At 53.9% G+C, this 24,906-nt stretch carries 16 protein-coding genes and 2 pseudogenes; 6 read left to right on the top strand and 12 right to left on the bottom strand.

The features are described 5' to 3' along the window. Window positions 1-39: 39 nt before the first annotated feature. Window positions 40-1,617, bottom strand: coding sequence for an ABC transporter substrate-binding protein (locus HBA54_RS20485; protein WP_167228125.1), 1,578 nt, complete (start codon window positions 1,615-1,617; stop codon window positions 40-42). 471 nt (window positions 1,618-2,088) lie between these two features. On the opposite strand from HBA54_RS20485, the pseudogene HBA54_RS29925 reads away from it, so the two are divergent. Next, window positions 2,089-2,868: pseudogene (locus HBA54_RS29925) on the top strand (DUF6025 family protein); the annotation flags it as partial. 7 nt (window positions 2,869-2,875) lie between these two features. Further along, window positions 2,876-3,430 (top strand): annotated as a pseudogene (locus HBA54_RS29920) (DUF6025 family protein). A gap of 1 nt (window position 3,431) precedes the next feature. Here the strand turns inward: HBA54_RS29920 and HBA54_RS20480 are convergent. The 9 genes from HBA54_RS20480 to HBA54_RS20440 form a co-directional block, all read right to left on the bottom strand. Continuing rightward, complete coding sequence (locus tag HBA54_RS20480) at window positions 3,432-4,595, bottom strand: 2-methylaconitate cis-trans isomerase PrpF family protein (protein ID WP_167228123.1); 1,164 nt, start codon at window positions 4,593-4,595, stop codon at window positions 3,432-3,434. Between the two features lie 692 nt (window positions 4,596-5,287). Beyond that, complete coding sequence (locus HBA54_RS20475) at window positions 5,288-5,968, bottom strand: GntR family transcriptional regulator (protein WP_167228121.1); 681 nt, start codon at window positions 5,966-5,968, stop codon at window positions 5,288-5,290. Window positions 5,969-6,870: 902 nt separating this feature from the next. Beyond that, a complete protein-coding gene (locus HBA54_RS20470; RefSeq protein WP_167228119.1) occupies window positions 6,871-7,557 on the bottom strand; it encodes a GntR family transcriptional regulator in 687 nt (228 codons plus the stop codon). Between the two features lie 593 nt (window positions 7,558-8,150). Beyond that, window positions 8,151-9,005, bottom strand: a complete 855-nt coding sequence (locus tag HBA54_RS20465; protein ID WP_322096080.1) for a D-amino-acid transaminase — start codon at window positions 9,003-9,005, stop codon at window positions 8,151-8,153. 425 nt (window positions 9,006-9,430) lie between these two features. Then, window positions 9,431-10,468 carry an ABC transporter ATP-binding protein gene (locus HBA54_RS20460; RefSeq protein WP_167228117.1) on the bottom strand — a complete coding sequence of 346 codons (1,038 nt, stop codon included), beginning with the start codon at window positions 10,466-10,468 and terminating at the stop codon, window positions 9,431-9,433. Continuing rightward, window positions 10,458-11,450: an ABC transporter ATP-binding protein gene (locus HBA54_RS20455; RefSeq protein ID WP_167228115.1), complete on the bottom strand. Its 993-nt coding sequence runs from the start codon at window positions 11,448-11,450 to the stop codon at window positions 10,458-10,460. The genes HBA54_RS20460 and HBA54_RS20455 overlap by 11 nt, the downstream gene beginning before the upstream one ends. A 4-nt stretch (window positions 11,451-11,454) precedes the next feature. Then, window positions 11,455-12,390 (bottom strand): ABC transporter permease, encoded by a 936-nt coding sequence (locus tag HBA54_RS20450; protein ID WP_167228113.1) that lies wholly within the window; start codon window positions 12,388-12,390, stop codon window positions 11,455-11,457. Continuing rightward, complete coding sequence (locus tag HBA54_RS20445; RefSeq protein ID WP_167228111.1) at window positions 12,387-13,373, bottom strand: ABC transporter permease; 987 nt, start codon at window positions 13,371-13,373, stop codon at window positions 12,387-12,389. The genes HBA54_RS20450 and HBA54_RS20445 overlap by 4 nt, the downstream gene beginning before the upstream one ends. Before the next feature lie 305 nt (window positions 13,374-13,678). Then, on the bottom strand, window positions 13,679-15,127 hold the full coding sequence (locus tag HBA54_RS20440) for an N-acyl-D-amino-acid deacylase family protein (protein ID WP_167228109.1): 1,449 nt from the start codon (window positions 15,125-15,127) through the stop codon (window positions 13,679-13,681). A gap of 239 nt (window positions 15,128-15,366) precedes the next feature. Here HBA54_RS20440 and HBA54_RS20435 point away from each other — a divergent pair, with 239 nt between their 5' ends. The 3 genes from HBA54_RS20435 to HBA54_RS20425 all read left to right on the top strand — a co-directional run bounded on the left by HBA54_RS20435 (window position 15,367) and on the right by HBA54_RS20425 (window position 18,907). Continuing rightward, a complete protein-coding gene (locus tag HBA54_RS20435; protein WP_167228107.1) occupies window positions 15,367-16,944 on the top strand; it encodes a M81 family metallopeptidase in 1,578 nt (525 codons plus the stop codon). Window positions 16,945-17,228: 284 nt separating this feature from the next. Next, window positions 17,229-17,531, top strand: a complete 303-nt coding sequence (locus HBA54_RS29915) for a creatininase family protein (protein WP_167228179.1) — start codon at window positions 17,229-17,231, stop codon at window positions 17,529-17,531. A gap of 62 nt (window positions 17,532-17,593) precedes the next feature. Then, window positions 17,594-18,907, top strand: a complete 1,314-nt coding sequence (locus tag HBA54_RS20425; protein WP_322096079.1) for a DSD1 family PLP-dependent enzyme — start codon at window positions 17,594-17,596, stop codon at window positions 18,905-18,907. Window positions 18,908-19,173: 266 nt separating this feature from the next. Here the strand turns inward: HBA54_RS20425 and HBA54_RS20420 are convergent, their stop codons facing one another. Continuing rightward, on the bottom strand, window positions 19,174-20,460 hold the full coding sequence (locus HBA54_RS20420; RefSeq protein ID WP_167228103.1) for a CapA family protein: 1,287 nt from the start codon (window positions 20,458-20,460) through the stop codon (window positions 19,174-19,176). 537 nt (window positions 20,461-20,997) lie between these two features. Continuing rightward, on the bottom strand, window positions 20,998-22,578 hold the full coding sequence (locus HBA54_RS20415) for an ABC transporter substrate-binding protein (RefSeq protein ID WP_167228101.1): 1,581 nt from the start codon (window positions 22,576-22,578) through the stop codon (window positions 20,998-21,000). 910 nt (window positions 22,579-23,488) lie between these two features. Here HBA54_RS20415 and HBA54_RS20410 point away from each other — a divergent pair. Then, window positions 23,489-24,676 carry a PrpF domain-containing protein gene (locus HBA54_RS20410; protein WP_167228099.1) on the top strand — a complete coding sequence of 396 codons (1,188 nt, stop codon included), beginning with the start codon at window positions 23,489-23,491 and terminating at the stop codon, window positions 24,674-24,676. Window positions 24,677-24,906: the final 230 nt, after the last annotated feature.

The raw sequence follows: 24,906 nt of genomic DNA, 5'->3' as shown, positions 1-24,906 counted from the left end.
GTCCAGATTGCTTTCCCAGTGCTCACAATCGATAACCGCTCATCTTGGGTTTATGTTTATGGCCGCTGTTTGTGATAGAGGGTTGGGAATAAAAGAAAGATCCTTCCGCATTCCCCATGAGGCCGTCGCCCAATAGAGCGGGATAATTCCAAGATCATTGACAACTATTTCGGTTGCCTGATGGGTTCTGGCCAGGCGCCCATCCGGATCCATCGTACGAAGCGCACTCTCAAGAGCTTCGTCGAATTCCGGGTTTGAATAAAACCCGCGGTTCGCTGATCCAAAGCCCTTTGCCTTGTCGGCGGTATGCAAAACGCTCACCATCATCGAGGTCTCGGAGGTGCTTCCCCAACCGCCGAACTGGACACTGAGTTCGCCATTCTTGCCACGCTTACGGAAGATAGAGTGTGGTGCCAATTCGACATCGGTCTTGACCCCGACCCGGGTCAGCATCTGGGCAATTGCCTGGACCATGCTCTCCGCTGTCGGATAGCGATCGTGCGATGTGTGAAGCGTCATGCGAAAACCATCCGGGTAACCAGCCTCGACCAACAGTTTCTTGGCGCCTTCCGGATCGTAGGTTTCCGCTCGATCGAGCTTCGGGTTGGAGCCGTAAAACCCATCCGGCATGATCTGACCGGCCGGAACCGCCTGCCCCTCCATGATCCGGTCCACCAGAAGTTGGCGGTTGATTGCCTTGGAGATCGCCTGGCGGACGCGCAGGTCCTGAAGGGGATTTTGATCGAGCATGTTGCCGTCGTTGTCGAATACCATGGGCGCCTGATCACGGAAATCGATCTGCAGATAGAAGACGCGCGTCTGCGGACCAGAAACCACAGCGATCTCAGGATTCTTCTGAAGCCTCGGCAGGTCAATCGGTGGTATACCGTCGATCACGTCGACGTCACCAGTAAGCAGCGCCGCCAAGCGGGCCGCGTTGTTGGTGATTGGCAGCATGGTGACCGTCTCCCATGCCGGCGTTTCACCCCAGTAATCGTCATTTCGGGCAAGGATAAGGTGCCTGCCGTGCTCAAACTCCACGAACTTGAAAGGCCCAGTACCGATCGCAGCGGTCCCCTTGTTAAAATCGTCTGTCGTCTTACCCTCGACCGCACTCTTAGACTGAATAGAGACAAAGGCCAAATCTCGGGGAAGGGTCGGATGGGGTTGTTTGGTCTCGATATGAATCGTCAACGGATCAATCTCCACAACCCTCTCGATTGACCTCACGAATCCAGCAAAGGAAGACGGGCTATTCGGCACATTCGGTGCGCGTTCAATTGAGAACGCTATGTCTTCCGGCATAAGCCGCTTGCCGTCGTGGAATTTGACACCGGAGCGCAATTTGAACTCCCAAACTGTATCGCTCACGAGTTTCCATGACTGAGCCAAACCCGGCTTCAATTCGAACTTGTCGCCTACTTGAATCAGCGCATCAAACATCTGCCGCGACACGTTGTAGTTAGGTGCAATGTTTTGGAACATCGGGTCGACGGAATTGAAGGCGCCGCTGACGCCGATTCGAAGGTCGGCCGCATTGGCCGTCACTGCAACGCCGGATGCGACACCGGCGCTCAGAGCCATCGCCGCAAGCGATTTTAAAACAGACATCTTCATCGTCTCTGCCCCCCCGATTTTGTTGTATCAAATCATTCCTGTGTTCAGGATACTGTATACAATATGATTTTGCCATATCTTTTGAACGCCGCCTTGGCGGCGTTCACAGTCCACACCGCCGCATGCCGCAATAAGCCCAACCAGGAGACAAAAACAGCTTCAGTATTTCAAGAAAAGTAGAAAAATGAACTACAATATATTTTTCTATATTATTTCTCTAATATTGAATACGCGAACATTTTTCATTGTTATAATTTCATTGTATTGCATTAGAATAGAGATTCCTGATTTCTGTTCTGAACGCATTGCAACGCAGACAAAATATAAAGCCGCCCGTAACGGCCCGCTGGAGAGCACGCCATCCATCCCAGCCTTATGGATTGATGAAAATCAGATGACTGAGTATTGGAAAACACGCCCCCAAGCCATTTCCGGAGACTATGTCGAACACAATTGCTTCGATCGATCGGCATGTTCAAGCAGATGGCAAACAAAGCTAAACTGAATGCGCGATCCATGGATCAGTTTGCCAGCAGAGAGTTGGCGTTCGATTGGGTTCACATGGGTAACTCTGAGATCGAAATCGGCCAACTTATAGATACACTGCGCCAAGACCCCTTCATACTTCCTTCGCGAACCGGACATATTGGTAACTGGGCAAATATGGTTCACGGTCGCGCCGGTTCGCGCGATTACAACCACATTGCCTTTGGCTCACGTCGCTTGGGGTATCCCCTTATTTTCGATTGCAATCAGACGGAAGCCGAAGCCCCAGACGCCGGTGACTGGAGTTGTATGCCCGGCTCGATGGTCGATCGCACAGAACGAAGAATGCTGGACCTTTTCACGTGGAATGGCTCTTGCTTTCGCAAAAGAGACAGGAGCGGGCCTCTTTTCACTCCGTTCACTCTTACCTCCATCGACGGTCAGCTATTGCCCCTTACAAGACTTCACCGCAACAACCTCAATGATCTTGGAGAGTTCCGTTTTCAGTCGACACTCTTCGTACGCCATGAGGGGCTCGTGCGGAAGATACTTGGCGTGCTACTCGATGATGCCCGTGGTCACAAGCAACCAGAGCAGTTGTTGAAGCGCATATTTGATCGCTGTGTAAGCTTGGACGGCCGCGTCACTCGAGTGCCGCTCGAATTATCGGGACAGGGGTTCCGGATGAACACGGCGCATTACTCTGACATTCGTGAACTCATAGACCACGCAATGCTCCCGATCCTACTCACCGCTCAGCCCGAGTGTTTTTGTGGAAAGGATCAAAGACCTGCCCGAACAAATGCCTCTTCCAGCCATTTCCATAATCCAAATGCTTTATTCAGTTCTTCAGAGTCACTATCCAGCCCTCGACGAAGTACCGTCGGAATTGACGCGTCCCTGCAGTCCACATCTCCACTGAGGTGGCATTCCGATGGCGGGCTATCCACCCAGAGCCCGCGGATACTTCCGTAGTGTGGCCAATTACCTGCGTAAATTCTATTGTCCCGTGATTCGTCAACAGCCCGAGATTGATCCAGTACTCTATGTCTTGCTGCCTACCGGGTTGTTCAACCTATGTCCACATGAGTCCTTCCCCAACGATGTCGACTGTCTCAAAGATCTCATGATCCGCGTCCACGACGACACCAACAACTTGACAGGTAAGGCCGGCATGATGAGCCAGCGCATAGAGCAAATTGTCGAGGACTGGCAACCGGCTGCCGAAAAGGCCCTATCAGTACTCCATGCCCTAACGGCGGCGGCTTCCTCGAACGTAAGATCGCGGATGCCTGTCGCTCAATTCAGTGTTGTTCCGAGGCCGTGAATCAGAGTGGAAGGCATACCCGCGACTCCGGTGCGTAAACCAAGCCGCTCATCAAACGGCGTGCCGTTCTCGACGCTGCTATCGAATCGACATGCCAGCCATCAGTATTGCTTACGACTGCATCAACAGGACAAAGGCCTGCGGGATGGGCGATCTGGATTGTGCGCCCGTCGACATTACGCCGGATCAGGTGGTTGACCACTGTGCCTTCAACCTTTGCAGCAACGGCAGTACACATTGCGACACCAACCGGGATTGCCCTATGTGGAACGCCCATCGAGATACTCTGGACATATATGTCGGCTTCGTTATGTCGAATAGTCTCAGATTCCGCCGCAGCTTGTCCCTCTGTCGAGGCAACCAGAGAAATAGATAGTTTTGAAGGGGAGAGGTGACTGACTCTTGAGGTGCAGCGGGCCGCCCCAATACGGACCGCAGCTTCGACTCTGATCGCTTCAAGCTTGGCCATCATAGGCTTATCAGCTTGTATTTCGGTTGGCCGTTCCCGCCCGGACAATCGCAGTGCCTCAGCGTTCACGAACACGACGAGAGTGCCGGCATCCATGATCGTTGTACTGACACCTCCGACCCCTTGAACTTCAAGCACATCGACAGGCATACCGGTCGGAAGCAACTTCCCGCACACTGCTCCGGCAGGATTGAGGAAGTCCAGTTGGATCAGTGCTCCTGAGCCCGATACCCCATCGACAACGAAGTTCCCTTCCACCACAGCCTCGCTTTCTTTCACCCCCAAGGTTGCCCCAACAATAGTTCCTGTATTCAGGCTCAACATCCTTAGTTTCACCAAGCCGTCTTTGGGATTAACCAGGCCTTCGTTTACAGCGAAGGCCGCAACCGCCGACGTCAGGTTTCCGCAATTCCCTTGATAGTGGATAACGGCTTCGTCAACCGAGACCTGGCCAAAGACATATTCAATATCGACACCAGGCCGGGTGGATCGATCCACGATCATGATTTTTGACAGTGAAGAGATGCCACCACCCATTCCATCGAGTTGGCGTTCAAACGGATCCGGACTACCCATCGCGGCCAAGATAAGGGCATCACGCATGGAAGCATCTTCAGGCAGGTCCGAACGATGCATGAACAAACCTTTGCTAGTACCACCACGCATGAAAACGGCCTTGATTGTCCTTTGTTTCATCGATCAATCTTCTTTCCTAGTGTTGCAGTCCCCCGGAGGCACTGACACGTTAACTGCGCCGGGTGACGGAATTCCATTGTGACCGCGATCAGGCAGCGAGCCAACTTTGGTTCCGCACGAAGATCGCAGAAGACGCCCGCATCTGGCAGTTCTTTCCGCTCAACGGTGCAGACCCTGCGGCGTTCGACAAATGGTTCGATGAAAGCCTGTCAGAAGCACAGCAAAAACTAACCTGGCCCTATGCGGCGATAGATGCCGGTACTGATGACATAGCAGGTGGACGTCTACCCCCATGGTGCTCTGAGTGACCTCGCGCAGATCGCTTATGGTCGCCTGCGCCTAGCCGCCAGCAGCTCTACGAGATACGCCGCAACTTCCAGACCTACGGGACCGAGGAGCTGATCGACCGCCTGCCCGGCTAGGTCGCTCAAATCCTTGAGCAGCAGGAGAACGATATCCTGATCAGACCGTTGCTGCTTTACGCAGGCGAGAAGAGCGGACAGTTTTTTCCGATCGATGAACGGTGACTGGTAGTAGGCGGACTTAGCGGCCTGCCTAAAAGCAGAACTGCTAGCCCAGATCAGGCGACGGATCAGTCTATCTCCGGGTCCTTCGTGAACGATTCAAGAATCGATCATACGAACTGGCAGGGATGCCGACTGCGCGGTAGTGGACTTGCCAAAAAGGCTGTCTCAAGATTCCAACTCCATGTGCTGGGCAGTCTGGAGTAGATGGCTCTGCATCAAACTGGCAGCCTTTTCTCCATCCTGTTCGGTGAGCGCCTTAATGATGGCGCGATGTTCTTTCTGCTTGGCCTTGAGGCGCTGGACGTAGTCTTTCTTCCGCCGTGCGTCTGCTTTGGCGCGATTCAACAAAGCGGTACGGTAGAACAGCGTGAGTTTTCTGATCGTTTCGCAGAGGCCCGGCAGGTGAACATTCCCACTCTGCTCGATCAGATCCCGATGGAACTCGCTGTTCAGCGCTAATACCCTGTCTAGGTCGTTGCGCTCAATAGCCTGGTCAGTCATCCGGATGAGGCTAGTGAAATGCTTCGCGACCTTCGGTCCAAAATGCTCCGCAGCCTCGCGTACAGCCTGCACCTCAAGCGCCGATCGACAGCGGTAAAGGTCATGGAGATCAGTCATCGTGACCGATCGTACCTCATACCCACCTTGATTGAGCGGGATGAGGATACCTTCCTGTTGCATCTTTCTCATTGCCTCGCGCACCGGCGTCCGGCTTACGCCGAGCTTCGCAGCCCATTCAACATCTTTCAGGCGCTGGGTTGGTTCGATTTCACCTTGGAGGATTTTTCCCCAGAGAATTTCGTGTATCTGTTCGAACAGATGAGAGGATCGGACTGGTGCATTCATGACAATTAACTCGGTTCTATAGTAAGGGCTATGCAGAAGCGATTATGATCCTTTGATGAGCGTGAGGGTAGAGTCAATCTAGAGGGTACCAGTCTTCAAAACTCACGGATTCAGCGTCGTCAGACCGCCAACTGCCGCCACTCGACCCGGATAGCGCGCGGTTCTGCTTGAAGATATCCCGGCGGTTGGGGTGGCGGTCTTGACTAAAGTGACTATGGATCGAAGCACGAACGGAGGCAAACTCCTCAAGAGTCTCGATGCCGCTGAATTCCCCCTCCCCACCCTCTCTCATCGTCGGAGCGGTTGGTGTGAGTTCTCGGCTCTGTTGTTGAGTTAACGGCACACTTCTGAAGCTCACCGATACCGATAACCTTCGGTGCCGTAGCGTAGAGCGAAACCGGTCTGTTACGATCAATCATGGTCAGCCGTAGCGGTTCATTGTGTGCTTCAAGAACCTCAGCATGACCATGAATCCCGTCGTTTCGTCGCAAAACCTCAAGCATCTCGCCTTCGTGATCAATCGTTCGCGAGAGACAGTGCATCCCGCCGTTAATCTTCACGAAGATCTCGTCGAATTACCATCGCCATTGGGTATACCATAAAGAATGAACGCGCCACTTCGGGACCGCCGCGGCGAACAACAAGCCAAACCGGTTCCACCAAAACCGCCCCGTTTCGTGGCGGATATCGACACCGCGCTCGAGCAGAAGATTCTCAACCTGTCTCAAGGATAGCCGATGTACGTCATCACCTCGAGCGAACTGTTGAAACAGCGGAACAGATTACGCATCGCCGGAGATTGCAGAACATTCCCTTCTCGGCTCAAGCCAATTTACTCTGACAACGCCATTACACGTGCTGCTTGGGGATTCTGGAGCGGCCGTAGTGGATTTATATGAGATTCACTTCGAAATTTCCTGGTTCAAGTGTTCGGTAGCCCGAAGCATGTGACTCTGCATCAGGCTGGCGGCCTTTTCACCATCCTGTTCAGTCAACGCCTTGATAATGGCCCGGTGCTCCTTGTTGCCAGCCATGAAGCGCCGGGCGTATGTTTTCTTTCGGTCTGTGTCCGCCTTGGCACGATTCAACAATGTTGTGCGGTAGAAGAGCGTGAGTTTTCTGATCGTTTCGTAGAGGCCTAGCAGATGAACATTTCCACTCTGCTTGATCAAATCACGATGGAAATCGCCATTCAATGCCAAAGCCAAGTCTAAGTCCTTACGCTCAAGGGCACGGTCGATCATCCGGATGAGGCCAGTGAAATGCTTCGCGACCTTCGGCCCAAAATGCTCCGCAGCCTCGCGTGCAGCCTGCACTTCAAGCGCCGACCGGCAGCGGTAAAGATCTTGGAGATCGGTCATCGTGACCGATCGTACCTCATACCCACCTTGATTGAGCGGGATGAGGATACCTTCCTGTTGCATCTTTCTCATTGCCTCGCGTACCGGCGTCCGGCTTACGCCGAGCTTCGCAGCCCATTCAACATCTTTCAGGCGCTGAGTTGGTTCAATTTCACCTTGGAGGATTTTTCCCCAGAGAATTTCGTGTATCTGTTCGAACAGATGAGAGGATCGGGCTGGTGCATCCATGACAGTTAACTCGGTTCTATAGTAAGGGCTATGCAGAATGGAGGAGTTTTCGACTCCGGAACTCGGTTCGGGCGGTCACTCATGAAAGCGCAAGCACATATCAGATACCTTCATCTTCGTGGGCAATGTTCAATCGTTTTTCATCAATGACTACAGCGGTTTCAATGTTCGGACAATTTCAATCCCTGCCACTTACGACAATCCTATAGCGAGCGACAATCCTATAGCGAGATTTGCCCCAAAATCCCCTCCGATTTTTCAGCGAGCGTTAGAAACTGCGTAATCCGAGAGTCAGAAGCCCGTATACAGAATTCACATTTATCACGTGGGGATGACAAATCCTATCAATTTGGTGCCCAATCACGGCTTGCTGCCTGCACCGGGCAGTTCGTCGTCTTCGCTGTTGGCTTTGTTTATCCATGGTCAGGGCCTCAGCATCCCGACCTCCGCTCAGACCGCATGGAAATCCAGCAGGGCGGAATCGTCACAATCGACAGCGCATCAGTCCCCGAGCCCGACATGAACTACCACCACGGATAACCGTGGCGAGATCTCGCCCGTGATCGCTGCAGTTGAAGCGACGGGCTTATTGCCTATTCAGCTTCAGCCCGGGCCATTTCTATGTAGAGCCTGCGCAACTTACTGGTGACAGGGCCGGGTATGCCGTTGCAGAGAACCCTGTCGTTGATCTTCACGACTGGCGTGACAAAACTTGATGCACTGGTGATGAAGGCTTCAGCCGCTTCACAAGCCTCGCCCGGCGTGAACGCCCTCTCCTCTACCTCGTAGCCGTCTTGCTCAGCCAATTTCAGAACAGCCTTGCGCGTGATGCCGTGAAGGATGGAATGAGTCAACTGCCGTGTCACAATGACGCCGCCCATAGTGACGATATAGGCATTGTTGGCCGAGCCCTCGGTCACATAGCCATCCTCCACCAACCAGGCATCGCCGGCACCACGCTCCAAAGCTTCCTGCTTGGCCAAAGATGCGGGCAGTAACATAACCGTTTTAATGTCCCGCCGGCGCCAGCGGATGTCGGGCAAGGTGATCACCGAGATGCCTTTGCCGGCTATGGGGTCGTTCAGCAGGTTTTTTTTCTGCGTAAATATCACCAGAGACGGTGTAACGCTATTGGGAAAGTTGAAGTCCCGGTCCGCCACGCCGCGGGTGACCTGTAGATAGATCGTTCCCTCGACAATACCGTTCTTAGCGATCAGTTCTCTTTGGATGCTGGTGATGTCTTCGAGCGAGGCCGGACAGTTCATTTTCAGGCTTTCCAGAGATCGCCCCAGCCTAGCCAGATGTGCATCCTTATCAATCAACTTTCCATCAAGGACGGAACAGACCTCGTAGACACCGTCACCGAAAAGGAAACCGCGGTCAAAGACGGACACTTTTGCTTCCTTCTCTCGCACAAAATCTCCATTGACGTAAACGACCCGCGACACAGGATTTCCTTTTCCGATTTTCGAAGCTTCAAGTCTTTCTAACCAGCTATGCTATGCCGCTTGGTTCTATGATATGATGGTGAATGATGATTTCTCGGCTATCTGCCTGACCTTCACGAACACCAACATAGTTTCAGATGATGTGCCTGCTTCATCTCAACAGACTATCTTCTGGAACTAATTCAAAAATCGGTGCATCAGGAGCGCGCCATTACTCGTTGACCCAAGCCCCATTGCTGACCCTCTGTTACCTGGCACCGTCACGCGACCGAAATGTGGTCATGCTAGCGCTTCCTCATTATCTCGGCCATTTTCTTCGCTTGGTCCTCAGGTAATCGAGCGTTCTGTCTGGTCTATTTCATCGCCACAACCACCTGCTTTCTTAAAGCGAGAGCCTCCTCGTATCGGCTTCTCAAAGACCGAATCTATAGTTCGGCGTTCAAATGACAGGCGGAGCGCCTTCCCGGTGCGATCTCCTTAAGCTCAGGTGTCTCGGTGCGGCATTTTGGCGTGGCGTGTGGGCAACGCGGATGAAAGTGGCAGCCCGATGGAGGATTGAGCGCCGAGGGAATTTCGCCCTTTATGGGCGCGAACTCCTGGCGGCGCACATCCAATCGCGGCACTTCTTTCAACAGCGCTATCGTGTAGGGGTGATTGGGCTCTGCAAACAACTCGGCGGCAGGCCCTTCTTCGACAATACGGCCCAGGTACATAATCGCCACGCGATCGGAAAGATGCTGCACCACGCTTAGATCATGACTGATAAAGAGGTACGTGAGGTCAAGGTCCCTGCGCAGCTTCATAAAGAGGTTCAGGATTTGGGCCTGGATCGAAACGTCCAGGGCCGCCACCGCTTCGTCGCAAACGATAAGCCTAGGGTTCACCGCAAGGGCCCGGGCGATTCCGACGCGTTGACGTTGTCCGCCGGAGAATTGATGAGGGAAGCGACGCTTGTACGCTGGGTCGAGGCCGACCCGCTGCATCACGTCATCGACATGACGGCTGACTTCCGAACGCCGGACCAACCCGTGATGAACAGGCGCGCCGCCAATGATATTCTTGACGCGCATGCGCGGATTGAGTGACCCGAAGGGGTCCTGAAAGATCATTTGAACAGCAAGCGCGGCAGCGCGGGCCTCTGCTTTATCCAGACTCGAGATGTCCCGCTCTCGATAGTAGATATGGCCTTCGCTTGGCGGCAGTATTCCGGCGGCCATGCGGCCCAGCGTAGACTTGCCACAGCCGGACTCGCCAACCAGACCGACGACTTCACCTTCACGTACCACCAAATCAACTTGGTCGACTGCTTGGACAATTTCCTCTTGAACGCCGAGTCCCAACGCTCCGGCAATTTTTACAGCGATATCGCGCTTCTTTTCGAAACGCCGCGACACGCCGGCGAGTTCGATGAGCGGTGCTGCCACCGATTCACGACGAGCAGGTGGTGTCGACTCAGATGCCATGACTGACCTCACCGGAAAGGGGGTGCCAACACTTGGTGGCGTGGTAAGGATTCGCGACGACGTGCATCTCCGGCTCAACCTGACAGGCGCTGTCGGCATAACGGCAACGTAGGCGAAAACTGCAACCCTTTGGCAAGGTAAGCAGAGACGGCATGACGCCTGGGATCTGCTGAAGAGGCGAGCCGGGGCGATTGTGGCCGGGGACAGAGCCAATGAGTCCTTGGGTGTAGGGATGGGTTGGCCGATCAAGCACTTCGTCGATAACGCCTTGTTCGACAATTCGACCCGCGTACATGACACAGACCTCGTCGGCGATCGCGGCGACCACAGAAAGGTCGTGCGTGATCCAAATCAATGCCGTTCCCGTCTGACGGCAAAGCTTCTGAACCTCGAACAGGATCTGGGCTTGGATCGTCACGTCGAGAGCGGTGGTCGGCTCGTCGGCAATGATCAGGTCTGGCTTGTTGAGCAGTGCGATCGCGATCGCGACACGCTGACGCATACCGCCTGAAAACTGGTGCGGGTAAGCTGCAAGCCGCTCGTCTGGGCTCGGGATGCCAACTTGACCAAGCGCATCACGAGCCTGGCTTCGCGCCTTCTTATAAGAAACGTTCGAATGCGTGCGGATAGCCTCAATCATCTGGGTATCGATGCGAAGGACCGGGTTCAGGGTCATCATAGGGTCTTGGAAGATCATGGCGATGCGTGCACCTCGGAGCTGCCTCAGCTCCTCAGCCGGCAAACGGGCAAGATCGGTTCCGTTAAAAAGTATACGCCCACCTTCGACTCTACCAGGAGGATCCACGAGCCCGATGATTGAGAAACCTGTTACGGTCTTACCCGACCCGGACTCGCCAACCAGGCCCAAAACCTTGCCGCGGTCGACTTCGAAAGAAACCCCGTTGACGGCCTTCAGTACGCCGGCTTTGGTGTGAAACCAAGTTTGAAGGCCCTCAACAGCCAGAGTGGGAATATGTGTCATAGATCTACCGTTGGAGCCGTGGATTTAGAACGTCTCGGACTTGATCGCCAACCAGATTGATCGAGAGAATCAGAAACAGCAATGCGAGGCCTGGGAAGAAGCTAATCCAATACTTCCCACTCATCATGTACTCGAAGCCGTTGGCGATCAGCCGGCCCAACGAGGGTTCCGTGACGGGCAAGCCGACACCGAGAAAGGATAAGGAGGCCTCCAGCGCAATCGAGTGGGCGACCTGCACGGTGACAAGGACGATCAAGGGCGGCAGGCAGTTCGGCAGAAGATGCTGAAAGAGAATGACACGACTGCTGAGCGCAAGACACCGTGCTGCTTCGATGTACTCTTTTCGCCGTTCAACCAGCGCAGTACCGCGCACGGTCCGTGCGTAGTAGGCCCACTGCACGGCCACCAGAGCAACGATGATCTTTTCAGTACCGCTCCCCAACACTGCGATCAGAACCAAGCCGATGAGTATTGATGGAAAGCTCAGCTGAATGTCGACGATTCGCATGATGATCGCATCGACACGTCCCCCGGCATAAGCGGCGGCCAACCCGATAGAAGCACCAATGAAGAGTGCAATGAACGCACTTGAGGCCCCGACCGCGAGGCTGATGCGCAAGCCATACATGATCGCGCTCAGGATATCGCGGCCCAGCCCATCTGTTCCGAGCCAGGCGACCTGTCCGCTGGACAGCAGTTCTCCCGGTTTAAGCTTACTGTCCAAAAGGTCGAGCGTGGAAAGATCGTAGGGATCTTGCGGTGCGATTAATGGAGCAAATACTGCCAAAGACACTATGGTGAGAAACATCACCAAGCCGGCAAGAGCGAGCCATGACTCACTGAAGTCCGAGATGAAACGCCGAAGCGGCGTTTCTACGAAGACTCTGCCTTCTTCATCACTGGTGGTATCAGATCCTTGCGTAGAAGAAACGACGGTCATTTGCTTTCGCTTCCCGTATCCGAGAGTCGCACGCGGGGGTCAAGTACCGCGTAAACGAGATCGACCATGAGATTGATGCCAATGAACATCGTTGCGACAAGCAGGATATAGGCCACCACAACCGGGCGATCGAGAAAGTTTATCGACTCGATAAGGAGCTTGCCCATACCCGGCCAAGAAAAAATGGTTTCCGTTATCACCGTGAAGGCGACCGTGCCTCCAAACTCCAATCCCATCACCGTCACGATCGGGATCAAAATGTTCTTGAGGACGTGCACCGAAATCACCCGTGACTCCCTAAGGCCTTTTGCACGGGCAAACTTGATGTAGTCCATCGGCAAGGTTTCGCGAACCCCGGAGCGAGTCAGACGGATCACCAAAGCCATGGTGAACAACGATAAGCCCGTAGCGGGTAAAGCGATGTGACTCAGGCCGTCGACTGTGAAGAGACTTGAGGTAATCCCGAGGAACGTCGCCGTTTCACCCCGCCCCCCTGCTGGAAACCAGCCAAGCTCGACCGCAAACAACATGATCATTGTCAACTTGACCCAGAAACCAGGTAGGCTGAACCCGAGAATTGATCCGGCCATGATAGAACGCCCGCCAACGCTTTCCGGTTTGAGTCCGGCATACAGCCCAAGCGGAATTCCAATCACATTCGCAATCACCAGGGAAGTAAGTGCCAGTTCCAGCGTCGCCGGGAAACGCTGCAAAATGAGCTCAAGCGCGGGAGTGTTGAAGACGAACGAACGCCCTACGTCCCCTTGCAGGGCATTCTTCAGAAAGATGAAGTACTGATCCCAGATCGGTTGATCGAGACCAAGGGCTTTCATGGCACGTTCGAATTCGATCTGATCCGCCGCAGGATCGATCAGTACGTCGATCGGGTTGCCGATGGCAAAGACAGCAAAGAATATCAGGAGCGATGTGACGAACAGAGTCAGGATGCTTTGAAACAGTCGGCGAATAACAAAAACAGTCACAACGCCGCTCCAACACCCGATGACTCACCAAATCGCCAAGATGCGATACCCTGGCCACCCGCCAAGAAACCACTTCCGCCCTCATTGCCGACGACACTACTGCCGGAACACAGCCTGCGGTCAGCAAACCTTGAATGCGACATCAACCACCCCTGCTGCACCGCCGAAGCATTGAATCCAAGCCTCAGTCTTATTGTATCCTGCAAAACGATGTTTGCATGTATTCCGTATACAGTCAAGAAATACGGCCGTGTCTCTGATCTGCCCCTGAAAATTGGGCTGTTTTGAATTGGCGTTTTCCACCATCATTGCCCTGCTCCGCTCGCCCGGGAAAGCACCCGCCCAGGGGTTCTTCCTGAACTCTTTCCTGCCTCCCAGACGAGTTCGCCGTTAACAAAAACATGGCTGACCCCTGAGGACCCTTGCATTGGCTCGTCGAAGGTTGCGCGCTCATCAATTTCCTTGGGATCAAAGACAACAAGGTCCGCGCACTTGTCTGGTGCGATCACGCCCCGGTCTTTCAGGCCCAAGGCCTCAGCGGGCAGCGATGTCATTTTGCGAACCGCTTCTTCCAGCTGGAACAAATTGACCTCCCGAACATAATGCCCGAGAACCCTGGGAAAAGAGCCCCAAAGGCGCGGATGCGGATGGATGTCATGGGGCAACCCGTCACTACCGATCATCGACCTTGGGTGCCGCAGGATTCGCCGAACATCTTCCTCGTCCATGCGAAAATAGACTGCCCCGCCAGGACTAAGCTTGTCTGCCGCGACCTCCAGGCTGCAATCCCACTGACGGGCAATCTCCGCAAGATCCCTGCCTGCCGCCTCCGGATGCGGCTTTGACCAGCTGATGGTCACGCGGCGCGCGTCCTCTACCATTTCTTTGCGGATCATCGTAGAGCTGGCCATGTAAGGATATACGTCAAATGAAATTGTCTGCCGGTCACTCATCTTGTCGAGATAGCGAAGGACCCGGTCGCTTTCACCCCACACCTTGGGTGAGGCGCATTTGAGATGCGAGATGATGATTGGAACGTCGGCCGAGCGCGCACAATCGAGCGCCTCATCCAGCGCTTCGAAGATGCGGTCGCCTTCATCGCGGATGTGTGCCGAATAGAGCCGACCGCGCCTGCAAACCTCTTCCAAGAGCGGCAGGATCTCCTCGCGGGTGGCGGCGCTGGACGGCGGATAGAACACACCGCTCGAAAGACCCAGGGCGCCGGCCTCCAAAGCTTCGGCCAAGCGACATCTCATGCCGGCGATCTCACTGGGCGAGGCCTGCCGGTTCAGCATCGTCATCTCTGCCACCCGGAGCGTCATATGACCCACCAGCGGTGCCACGTTTACGGCGGGGGGCGATGATTTAATTTCGTTCAGATAAGACCGATACGTTCCGAAACGGAAATCGTCGCGCGATCCAATGATATTGAGCGGAGGCACAGGGTCATCGACCGACAACACGAGAGGGGCAAGACTTACGCCGCAATTGCCGACGACCACCGTGGTCACGCCCTGGCTGACTTTCGGTTCGACCGACCTGTCGATGAGAACAAGGCGATCATCATGGGTGTGGACATCGATGAAGCCAGGAGAAACGACGGAACCCTGAACATCCAGTTCGAAAAGACCACGGCCGTGCACCGCACCAACTTCGACCAAGCGATCGCCCTGTATTGCAACATCGCCCCGGTAGCCCGGCTTTCCGGTTCCGTCTACGATCATCGCGTTTCTGATCAGTATGTCGAAGGTCATGATTTTCCCTCTGTTTTTCCGCATTCTGCGGAGATCACGTCCGCTGGCTGGAAACATGTTGCCTGCCGCTTTTGTCGCCTTTCAAGGTCCTGCACCTGCTCTGACAAATTGAAAAACACAACGACAGTCCAAGACTAAACATCTGACAAAGCTTCCAACCCACCGATCGCTTCCGCGATTGACAAGACCATCTCAACTTAATACGGTATACTGTATTCTACGTCTTGAGGAAATAGCCTATGAGTTCGTCACGCAATCACTACAAAGTAGCGGTCGGAAGCCTGATGGCGGAGTGCAATCCTCGCTCGCCTACCGCGACAAAAGAGGAGTTCTACGCCAACGGATTCTTCGCCGGCGAATCGTTGATGGACGACATACGGCAAAGCCATCCCCGCGCGCCACAGGAGTTGAAGGCTTTTACCGACCAGTTCAGGAAACTGGAACCGACTTGCCAACTCATCCCTCTGATCAGTGCCTATGGCGGAGCCACCGGTCCCATCGAGCAGTCTTTCCTCGACGAGATGATTGCCGAAATCTGCGATTGTATTCGCAGCGCTCTTCCGGTTGACGCCGTGTACCTGGCGCTCCATGGCTCGGCCAAGGGTGCCGAGGATGAAGATCCAGAGGCCACGTTGCTGAATCAGGTTCGGCACATCGTTGGACCGAAGGTGCCGATTGTGGTCACTCTCGATCTCCATGCCAACGTGTCGTCGGAAATGGCCCAGTTGGCTAACGTTCTGATCGCTTATCGTACAAACCCCCACGTTGATATGGCCGAATGCGGAACAGAAGCCGCGGAGCTTGTCGCCCGCATGCTTAAGGGGATGCAAACGAGAAGCGCCTTCGTGAAACTGCCGCTGATTGCGCCGTCACCGACGCAGCTCACCGATAAGTATCCTATTCGTGATGTTCTGGATTACGCGCAGTCCCTCTGGAAGCCGCCGGTCCTCCACATCTCCCTTACCACCGGCTATACCCATGGCGACAGCCCGAAGAGCGGTATGGCCGTCACCGTGACCACCGAAGATGATGAGGAGACTGCAAAGCGGGTCGCAACGGCCGTCGCATCGAAGCTATGGCAAGAACGTGACGGCTTCGTCCTGAATCTTATCACCATAGACGACGCCGTCTCCCTGGCACGAAAGGCGAATTTGAGCCGGAACGAGCCTGCGGTGATTTTCGCGGACACCAGCGATAATCCAGGCGGCGGCGCCCGCGGCAACACGATCTGGCTGCTGTCCGCATTTCATGAAGCCGGTATCCAAGATTGTGTCATGGGCGGACTCAACGACCCCATGCTGGCGGCGGAAGCTCACCGCCTCGGCGAGGGCGCAACGTTCCGGGCAAAGTTCAACCGAAATGAAGAAGACCCCCTATCAGGAAAATTCGATGCGGAAGCGGTTATCGAGCGCCTACACAATGGCCGCTGCGTCGGCCGAAAAGGCGTCATGGAAGGGCAAAGCCTGGACTTGGGAGCAAGTTGTCTCCTTCGTATTGGCGGCATCCGAGTTCTCGTCATCTCGATTCGGCAGCAGTGCTATGACCCGGTCTTCTTCGAAATGGTTGGGGTGGACCTCGCCCAAGTGCGCAGCGTGGCCGTAAAGTCTCGTGGGCACTTCAGGGCAGGTTTCAGCGAGTTCTTCGGACCTGAGCAGGTCTACGACGTCGATTCGCCCGGTCTCACCGCGCGGCAACTCGATGCCTTTCCTTTCCACAAAATACCCAGGCCCATGTACCCCCTAGATCCGCAAGCAACTTGGTCAGGAGTGGTTTCACTCGAGCATGCTGCTGAAGAACTAACAGTGAGCAAGCCGTGATCTGAACTTCATTGCCCAGATGGCCGGCGAATTCGATGATGAGGAAGTAACCTGGATCCCATTTGCGCACCACTCAAAAAAAGGAACCGGATTGGTTTTGGCCGAACCTCTGTCAATAGTGCCTACAGTGTTGTGAGAGCTAAAGTGAACTCCAGAAAATGCTCGGAGCGGTCCGCACTCACAGGCAAAGAGATTCATGTGCAGTATCAAACAGCCTGGCGGTACCACCAGTTGGCGTGGCAGAGCAACATAGACCTCATCTACCGGTCAGTACCGACACCTAGATTATCACGCGCCCTTGCTTTGAAGCCGCCCGTCGCGCCTCAGACAGCCTCAAAGCTCTTGACGCTTCAGCCGTGGCACATGGCGTATCTTACGATCATGGCCGACGTCCCGGCGTGTTTACTGTGAGTGTGAACACATTGACCTCACTTCGTGCCGAACCAACTGAGAGTACCGTCAACTCAGGGTCCCGTCGAATTGCGATCATCAACAGTCACTATGGCAACACGCCTCTCGTCAGGCCTGTAACCAGAAAAATCAACCCTCGCAGAGATGTGCCGGCCACGGCGGACAGATTGACTTGAAGTCAAGCGCTTTCGGCTTGACAGCGACGAACTCCACGCCAGTAGCAGCACCAAGATGGTTGATGACTTGGCCAGAGATAACCCAACTTACGAAAAGGAACTGCGCTGCAACAGTTGATAGTAATTTCGCCGAATGGAGTCGAAATAAACATAGCCGGTCAAACTGGCTTAGCTCTATCGCATTTAAGAGAGCAAAGATGGTCAAAGAGCTAACCGCGTCAAATGAATTGCGAGAATTTGAACTTGGGCCCAATGAGCCGCTGATTGGTCTCCCAGGATCGAGAGAACGTTTAACCACACCCTGCTTGAGCATTGATCTCGGTGCTCTCGATAGGAATATCCAAACAGCTGCCTCCCACTGCAGAGAGGCGAGGTGTGCCTTTCGGCCCCATACCAAGACACATAAGAGCGTGGAGATCGCGCTCAAGCAGTTGGATGCTGGAGCACAAGGAATTTGCGTCGCGAACATCGGGGAAGCGGAGATTTTCGCAGCCGCTGGAATTGACGATATCTTGATTACCTCTCCGTTCGTATCGGATGCAAAGTTTGACCGTTTGATGCGGTTGCTGAAGGTGAGCCGCCGCGTGGCGGTGGTCGTTGACCATATTGATGTCGCGCGTCGCCTTGCCGCACACGCCTCTCAAGCGAATGCAGCGGTGCCTGTTTACCTTGATATCGATACCGGGCGGCATCGAACAGGAGTGAGTTCGATACAATCGGCCGTCGAACTGGCACGCTTGCTGACGCAGAATAAGAGCTTTGAGTTTATCGGACTTCAGGCCTACGCCGGTCACCTGTCGCATCTTGCAGATTTCTCAGCGCGTATGGAAGGCGCCAAGGTCGTTGCGAACATGGTTCGCGAAGTTTGTGTAGCGCTGCATGATCAATCGATAACGGTAAAAAAAATCTCAGGCGGTAGCATGGGAACAATAGTAGTGGATGCTCAAGTGGACGTTTATTCAGAATTACAATATGGGAGTTACGTTTTTAGCGACGTCGAATACCAAGAGGTGAATTTGGACGGTCGGGGTGGAGCACTATTTGAACCCTCACTTTTTGTTCGAACCACGGTTATCAGCAAAAACTGGCCTGGTATGGTCACAACCGATGCCGGGCATAAACACTTTGCCGGCAGTAATGGGGCACTGCCAAGAATCCACAAGGGTGGGTCTCGCTCGAGACGATATGAACCACGAAGCGACGAGCACGGGGCAATCTATTTTAGCTCAAAGGATGACTCATTGGAGATTGGAGACTGTGTCGAGTGTCTTGTCCCGCACTGCGACCCAACGGTGAACCTATACAGCCACTATCATGTGGTCGACGGAGATACTCTGGTCGACATCTGGCCGGTCGATGCGCGCGGCGCGTTCTAGAGCAGATCCCGATCGGATGGAATCGCCGAAGGCGATCCATCGACCGGGTGAATCTGCTCTCACTGTTTGATGGCGATCGGATTCACATGTTTTGGCGCAACCACGAAGTGGTTCCGTCAAAACATGATCCGATCTAGCGGTTTTCTAAAAGAAGCAGCGGTTCTTGAACTCTTTTACTCATGACCTGCGGCTCAGAAACTCTACTCACCGGCAGCCCAGAGCAAGGCGCAATGGAAATCATACCGCGAGTTTCTCGATTATTTAACTTATAGGTTAACAACGCCTACTTCATCTTTAAAATCAATCTTTGTACCAAAGGGCAGAGACAGCCGCTTTAGATCCTGGATAATTTGCTCCGCTTTTTCATCACGCGCTATCATCGCGCGCCCGTGCTGCGCCCTGTGAGTATGCTGACCCAACTCTACAGGATGTAAGATCACCGTTGTCAGCTTGCCTGCTTCGAAGTCACAGCGAGCAAAAACGGTTTCCCACCAACGAGAGTCACGTAGCAAGGCGCGACCCTGTATGCGAGCGTCGAAAGCGTCCGCAGGGAAAGACCGTAGTTCATCAAGCCCATGCTTTTCGTAAACCTCTGCCGGAAGATAATCAATGGTCTGACTCTGATAAAGGAAATTTCCCAAGCTATAGAGAATTGGATAGCCCGAATAAATTTCAATACCTTGCAAGATATGGGCGCCATGACCAATAACCGCGTGCGCGCCTGCATCGATACATTTTCTGGAGAAGGTCTGTACGAATTGGCTCGGTATCTCGATGGTTTCATCGTGCTCGTGATGATGAATACTGACAAACACAAAATCGGCCTGGCGCCTCGCCGCCTCAATGCCCTTAACCATCGCTTGGAGATCTGATTCATCCGGCTCGCTATAGGCGCCTGGCTTTTCACCCGAAACGAACTCATGACCCAAGAAATTGCACTGATCAGGCTTTTCCTCGGCGTTATCACTTTCTCCGATGCTATTGGCAATGCGGCGTAAGGTTCCAATCTCCCTGGCAGGGACAACGTATCTCTTTTTATGACGTAAGCCATTCACGCCGGGCCGCCCCTGGATATCTGGACGTTGCTGCCCCGCCCGCGATCCGGGCGGACAAGTGGAGCAAATCGAAAGTAGGGCCACCCGACCTTTGGGAGTATCCAAGTAAACCGGGGCACGCGCTTTAGCCAGATTCTCTCCGACTCCGGAATAAGCCAAGCCTTGAGCATCAAGATAACGAGACGTCGCGACCATTCCACCATGCGAGTAATCCATGGCATGGTTGTTGGCCCGAGATAGAAGGTTGAAACCAGCCCACTTTAACTCCTCGGCAATGAAAGGAGGCATGGCCATGTAGTTGCCGCCGCTATGCTGGGCAGGAAAACCTTCAAAACTATGTATGAGCACTTCTAGATTGACGAAAGAAACATCTGCCTCTCGTATTCGATCTATAACAAATCTAAAACGTTCTTCATTGTGTATTGATAAACGATGGCCAATAAGGGCGTCACCGGCTGCAATTAACGATAGATTTCTTTTATCTGCTTCATAAAGCATGTTTCGCGCTCTCCGTCTTTGGCAGCCCATCTTTGCAAAATCTTTGCGGCACCTCGGCAATCTTGCCACGCTCGACGATGGCGCTCGGCGTCTCAGAGTGTGAGGTATGCATCAAAACTCGCCCACCTCTACTTGGTACACTTCGTAACACTTTTTTCTTTTCATGACGCCGAAGTTTTCGCCGAGTGAGGCTCTGTGCGGACTCTCGACAAAGCCATCGGACTATGCCGCTTGACTCTGATGTTGCCATCCTCGATCTGCTCGGGCCGGCCTACGAGGACCCCTTCCCTTGTCGGTCAGAATCGTCGCAGTTCTGACTATGGGTTACTCGAAAGTGGGCGGAATGTCGCTCTTGATGAGATACGTGGCCCATGCCTTGCTGATAAGTCAGAACCCTCCGGCAACATGGATTGCCGCTACTGGCTCTCAATACCGTGAGAGATACCCTGTCGCCTTGAGGCCCGAACGGCACGAAGGCCATTCGAACCCCACGAAAGCTGTCTCACGACGTTTACAATCGGCGAAACACAGGTTATCTCATCGTGGCCTTATTTCCATGGCCGGCGTGTGTTGCAACGGATTGGGAATGAAAGCGAGGTCTTTCCGCATCCCCCACGAATGCGTCGCCCAGTAAAGCGGGATAATCGCAAGGTCGTTTATAACCATTTCGGTCGCCTTACGAATCTTACCCAGGCGCTCGTCCACATCCATCGTACGAAGCGCTTCCTCCAGAGCCTGATCGAATGCCGGATTGGAATAAACACCACGGTTCGCAGGTCCAAATCCCCTTTCCTTATCAGGCGTATGCAAAACGCCCACCATAAAAGACGTGGCACCGTCGTTGCCCCAACCGCCAAACTGAACGCTGAGCTCTCCCGCCCTGCCGCGCTTGCGGAAGATAGAGTGGGGGGCCAGTTCGACATCGGTTTTGATACCTACCCGTGTCAACATCTGAGCAATTGCCTGGACCATGCTCTCCGCAGTTGGATAACGGTCATGCGAGGTGGTTAGCGTCATACGAAAGCCGTCCGGGTAACCAGCCTCGGTCAATAGTTTCCTGGCGCCTTCCGGATCGTATGCGTCAGCCTGGTCAAGCGTCGGATTGGCCCCGTAGAACCCATTTGGCAAGATCTGACCCGCCGGAACAGCCTCCCCCTCCATCACCCGGTCTATCAGAAGCTGGCGGTTGATTGCCTTGGACATTGCCTGTCGGACGCGCAGGTCTTGAAGTGGATTCTTGTCGAACACTTCGCCATCGTTATTGAATACCATAGGCGCTCGGTCGCGGTGGTCGATCTGCAGATAGAAGATGCGAGACTGCGGCCCCGAAACTATCGTGATCTTCGAATTCTCCCGAAGCTTCGGCAGATCAATCGGTGGTATCCCGGCAATTACATCGACGTCACCGGTAAGCAGCGACGCGACGCGAGCTGCGCTATTCGTGATCGGCAGGATGGTCACTTTCTCCCAAGCCGGCATTTCACCCCAGTAGCCGCCGTTACGGGCAAGGACAATGCGTCTGCCGTGCTCAAACTCGACGAACTTGAAGGGGCCTGTGCCGACAGCGGCTGCCCCCTTGTTAAAGTCGTCTGTTGTCTTACCTTCGGCCGCGCTCTTCGACAGAATAGATATATTGACCAAGTCCCGGGGCAGGGTTGGATTGGGCTCCTTGGTTTCGACGTGGATCGTCAACGGATCAATTTCAATAACCCTCTCAACGGACGTCACATAACCGGCAAACGAAGAGGGGCTGTTCGGTACGTTGGGCGCGCGTTCAATGGAGAAGATAACATCCTCCGGCATCAGCAGCTTGCCATCGTGGAATTTCACGCCGGGGCGCAGTTTGAACTCCCAAACGGTATCGTTCACCAGCTTCCACGACTGAGCCAGACCCGGCTTCAGTTCCAGGTTCTCATCAAGCTTAACCAAACCATCGAAAAGGTGCTTCGAAACATCCAGGTTAGGCGTGAGATTGTGGAACATCGGATCCACCGAATTGAAAGCGCCGCTGACACCGATTCGAAGCTCGGTCCCATTGGTCTCCGCCAAGGCGCCTGCCGTGATGCCGGCACTCAGGATCACAGCCGCCAGTGATTTCAAAACAGATAATTTCATCATCCCTGCCTCCATTGCTTAGGTTGTCTTTATACGGCCGCGCACAGTATACCGTATACAATGAGTACAGCCAACTTTTTTAAAAATCTCCTCGGAGGCTGCCTGAAACCCGGTGGCCGGACACAGCAAATACGCTGCCCTATTACACTGGAAATTTCGGGATTTTCCTGAAACTAAATAATGAATAATATGAAACCAATATTGCGCTCTAAATATCACTCCTTCTTTCGTATACTATTCATAAATATTAATTGTCATGAAACGGAAAGTAATTGCCTAACATACTCTACTGTCAACATAACAAAAGACGGACGGAATACGATGCGGCATGCTCCTGCATCGCGGCGTCCTTTCCCGAAACAAGTCGACGATAAACCGGTGATGCCGCCATGCTCTGCCGAGTTTACGATTCGACAAGCCTCTATGCTTATGGGCGCCTTGGGTCGAGCGCGCTGGGCCAGAAACCGTGCTCCGCCAATGGCGTTCGTTGGATAGTCGCCTCATTTCCAATGGCGGCAGAAATCAAGTGATGAACAAGCATTGCCCGATGTGAAGTTTCACTCGGCCGTCGTCCGAGCAAACCCTCCAGTCCAGGGCTGCCTACTCCCAACCTCCGGAGTGCGCCGTCTCGAAAAGTGCTCAAGAGGCAGGACAATAGAGTTCCCTTAAATTCGTATTCAGTATACCATTACCATGCTTTGGTGAAACATTGGGTCGAAGGGTCCCTGAACCTGTTTGATCTTGGCTCTTTGACCCAAACGACGGCTCAGCACTCAATAGTTTGTTTGGAAATGCACTAGCTCTCCCTTGGAGCGGATCATGGTTAGCGGGTGCAATCAGTTCCGCCGAGCACCTTCCCTCGATACCTGCTCGTAGCAGGAAATGGCCATTACCTATCTGGAGGAATACCAGCATGAAAAAATCCGCCGAAATGCCTGACAAGCCCGATACACCATCGCTAGCTGACTGGCTCGAAACCCCATCCCTCGAAATCGCAGGTGGTCTTGTTGGAATTCCTTGTTCTCTGTATCGAGGCGCCACTTCCAAGGGCCCCGTGTTCCTAGCTTCTGACTTACCGAGCGATGAGAATTTTCGGAATCGGATCATTCTGGCGGCACTGAACCCCGAACACCCAGGTCAAATAGACGGCGTCGGCGGCGCGGAAACGCTATCCAACAAGGTCATCATTGTTTCAAAGTCGCAAAGGCCGGAAGCTGATGTTGACTACACATTTCTTCAAATCACTCCGCACAGCACGAGAATCGACGGGTTTGGGAACAGCGTGAACATGGGGACATCTGTTGGCCCTTTTGCTGTCGAAAACGGTCTTGTAACAGCATCGAGTGACGAAACGGAGGTGCGTATCTTTGCCGTGAATTCTCAGATGAACTACACTTCCAAAGTGAAGACACCACAAGGCGCCGTCACATATGAGGGCGACACCGCAATCGACGGGGTGGCCGGTACGTCAGCTCCGGTATTGGTGACCTACCGGCCCCCCTTTGGAAACCTTGTTGGCGCACTTTTCCCAACAGGCCACAGACTCGATGTGGTCAATGGGGTCCCTATCACAGTTGTCGATGCCGGCGGCACGGTATGCATAGTCTTTCGTGCCGACTCATTTGGCAGAACAGGCTACGAGAGCAAGAAAGAGCTAGATGCGGACGAGGCGCTTGCCGCACAGATCGAACCGATCAGGCAAGAAGCTGGTCGATTGATCGGCCTTGAGGATTTTGCAAACAACACCTCACCAGGCTCAATCATGATCGCACCGCCGCAAGAAAAAGGTTCGATAGCGTCACGCAAATTGGCAACCCACCCCGGTTCGCCGGCCCGCTGTCATGCTGCTTATTCCGGTTCTGGTGCGGTTTGCTTGACGATGGCCTCGGTGCTATCGGGGACAGTAGCTTCCGAAATTGCCACCCTCAATCCAGCTGGCCACAAGATTGACTTCTGTATAGAGCATCCGTCCGGCTTCATGACACTTTCTGTTGATAAGGAAAACTCGGATACTGAAGAATCCGTCTCCGGCATCTCGATTGTGCGTACCAGTCGAAAGCTGTTTGGTGGGAGAGTCTACGTACCCCTCCAGAAATTGTAGTGAAGGGGTATCTCCTGGCTCGCAGAGGCGATATCGAAACTTGCCATAACCCTGGTAACAGAATGGGCCAGGCTTTGCCCAGAAAAATGGAAAGCCTCTTCCGATAGCTTTTCAGGTTTTCGAAAAGGTCATCATATCAGCGGGCGAGCAACCCCTTGCGCAGGGACGGCCCGAATGGCGAAAGCACCACCATTCGGGCCTATGTACGCCAAAACCTGAACCAGGGTCAG

The organism is Pelagibius litoralis (assembly GCF_011683915.1).
GTDB lineage: Bacteria > Pseudomonadota > Alphaproteobacteria > Kiloniellales > Kiloniellaceae > Pelagibius > Pelagibius litoralis.
The sequence above is the reverse complement of the archived record's forward strand: the minus strand, read 5'-3'. Positions and strand labels throughout refer to the sequence as shown.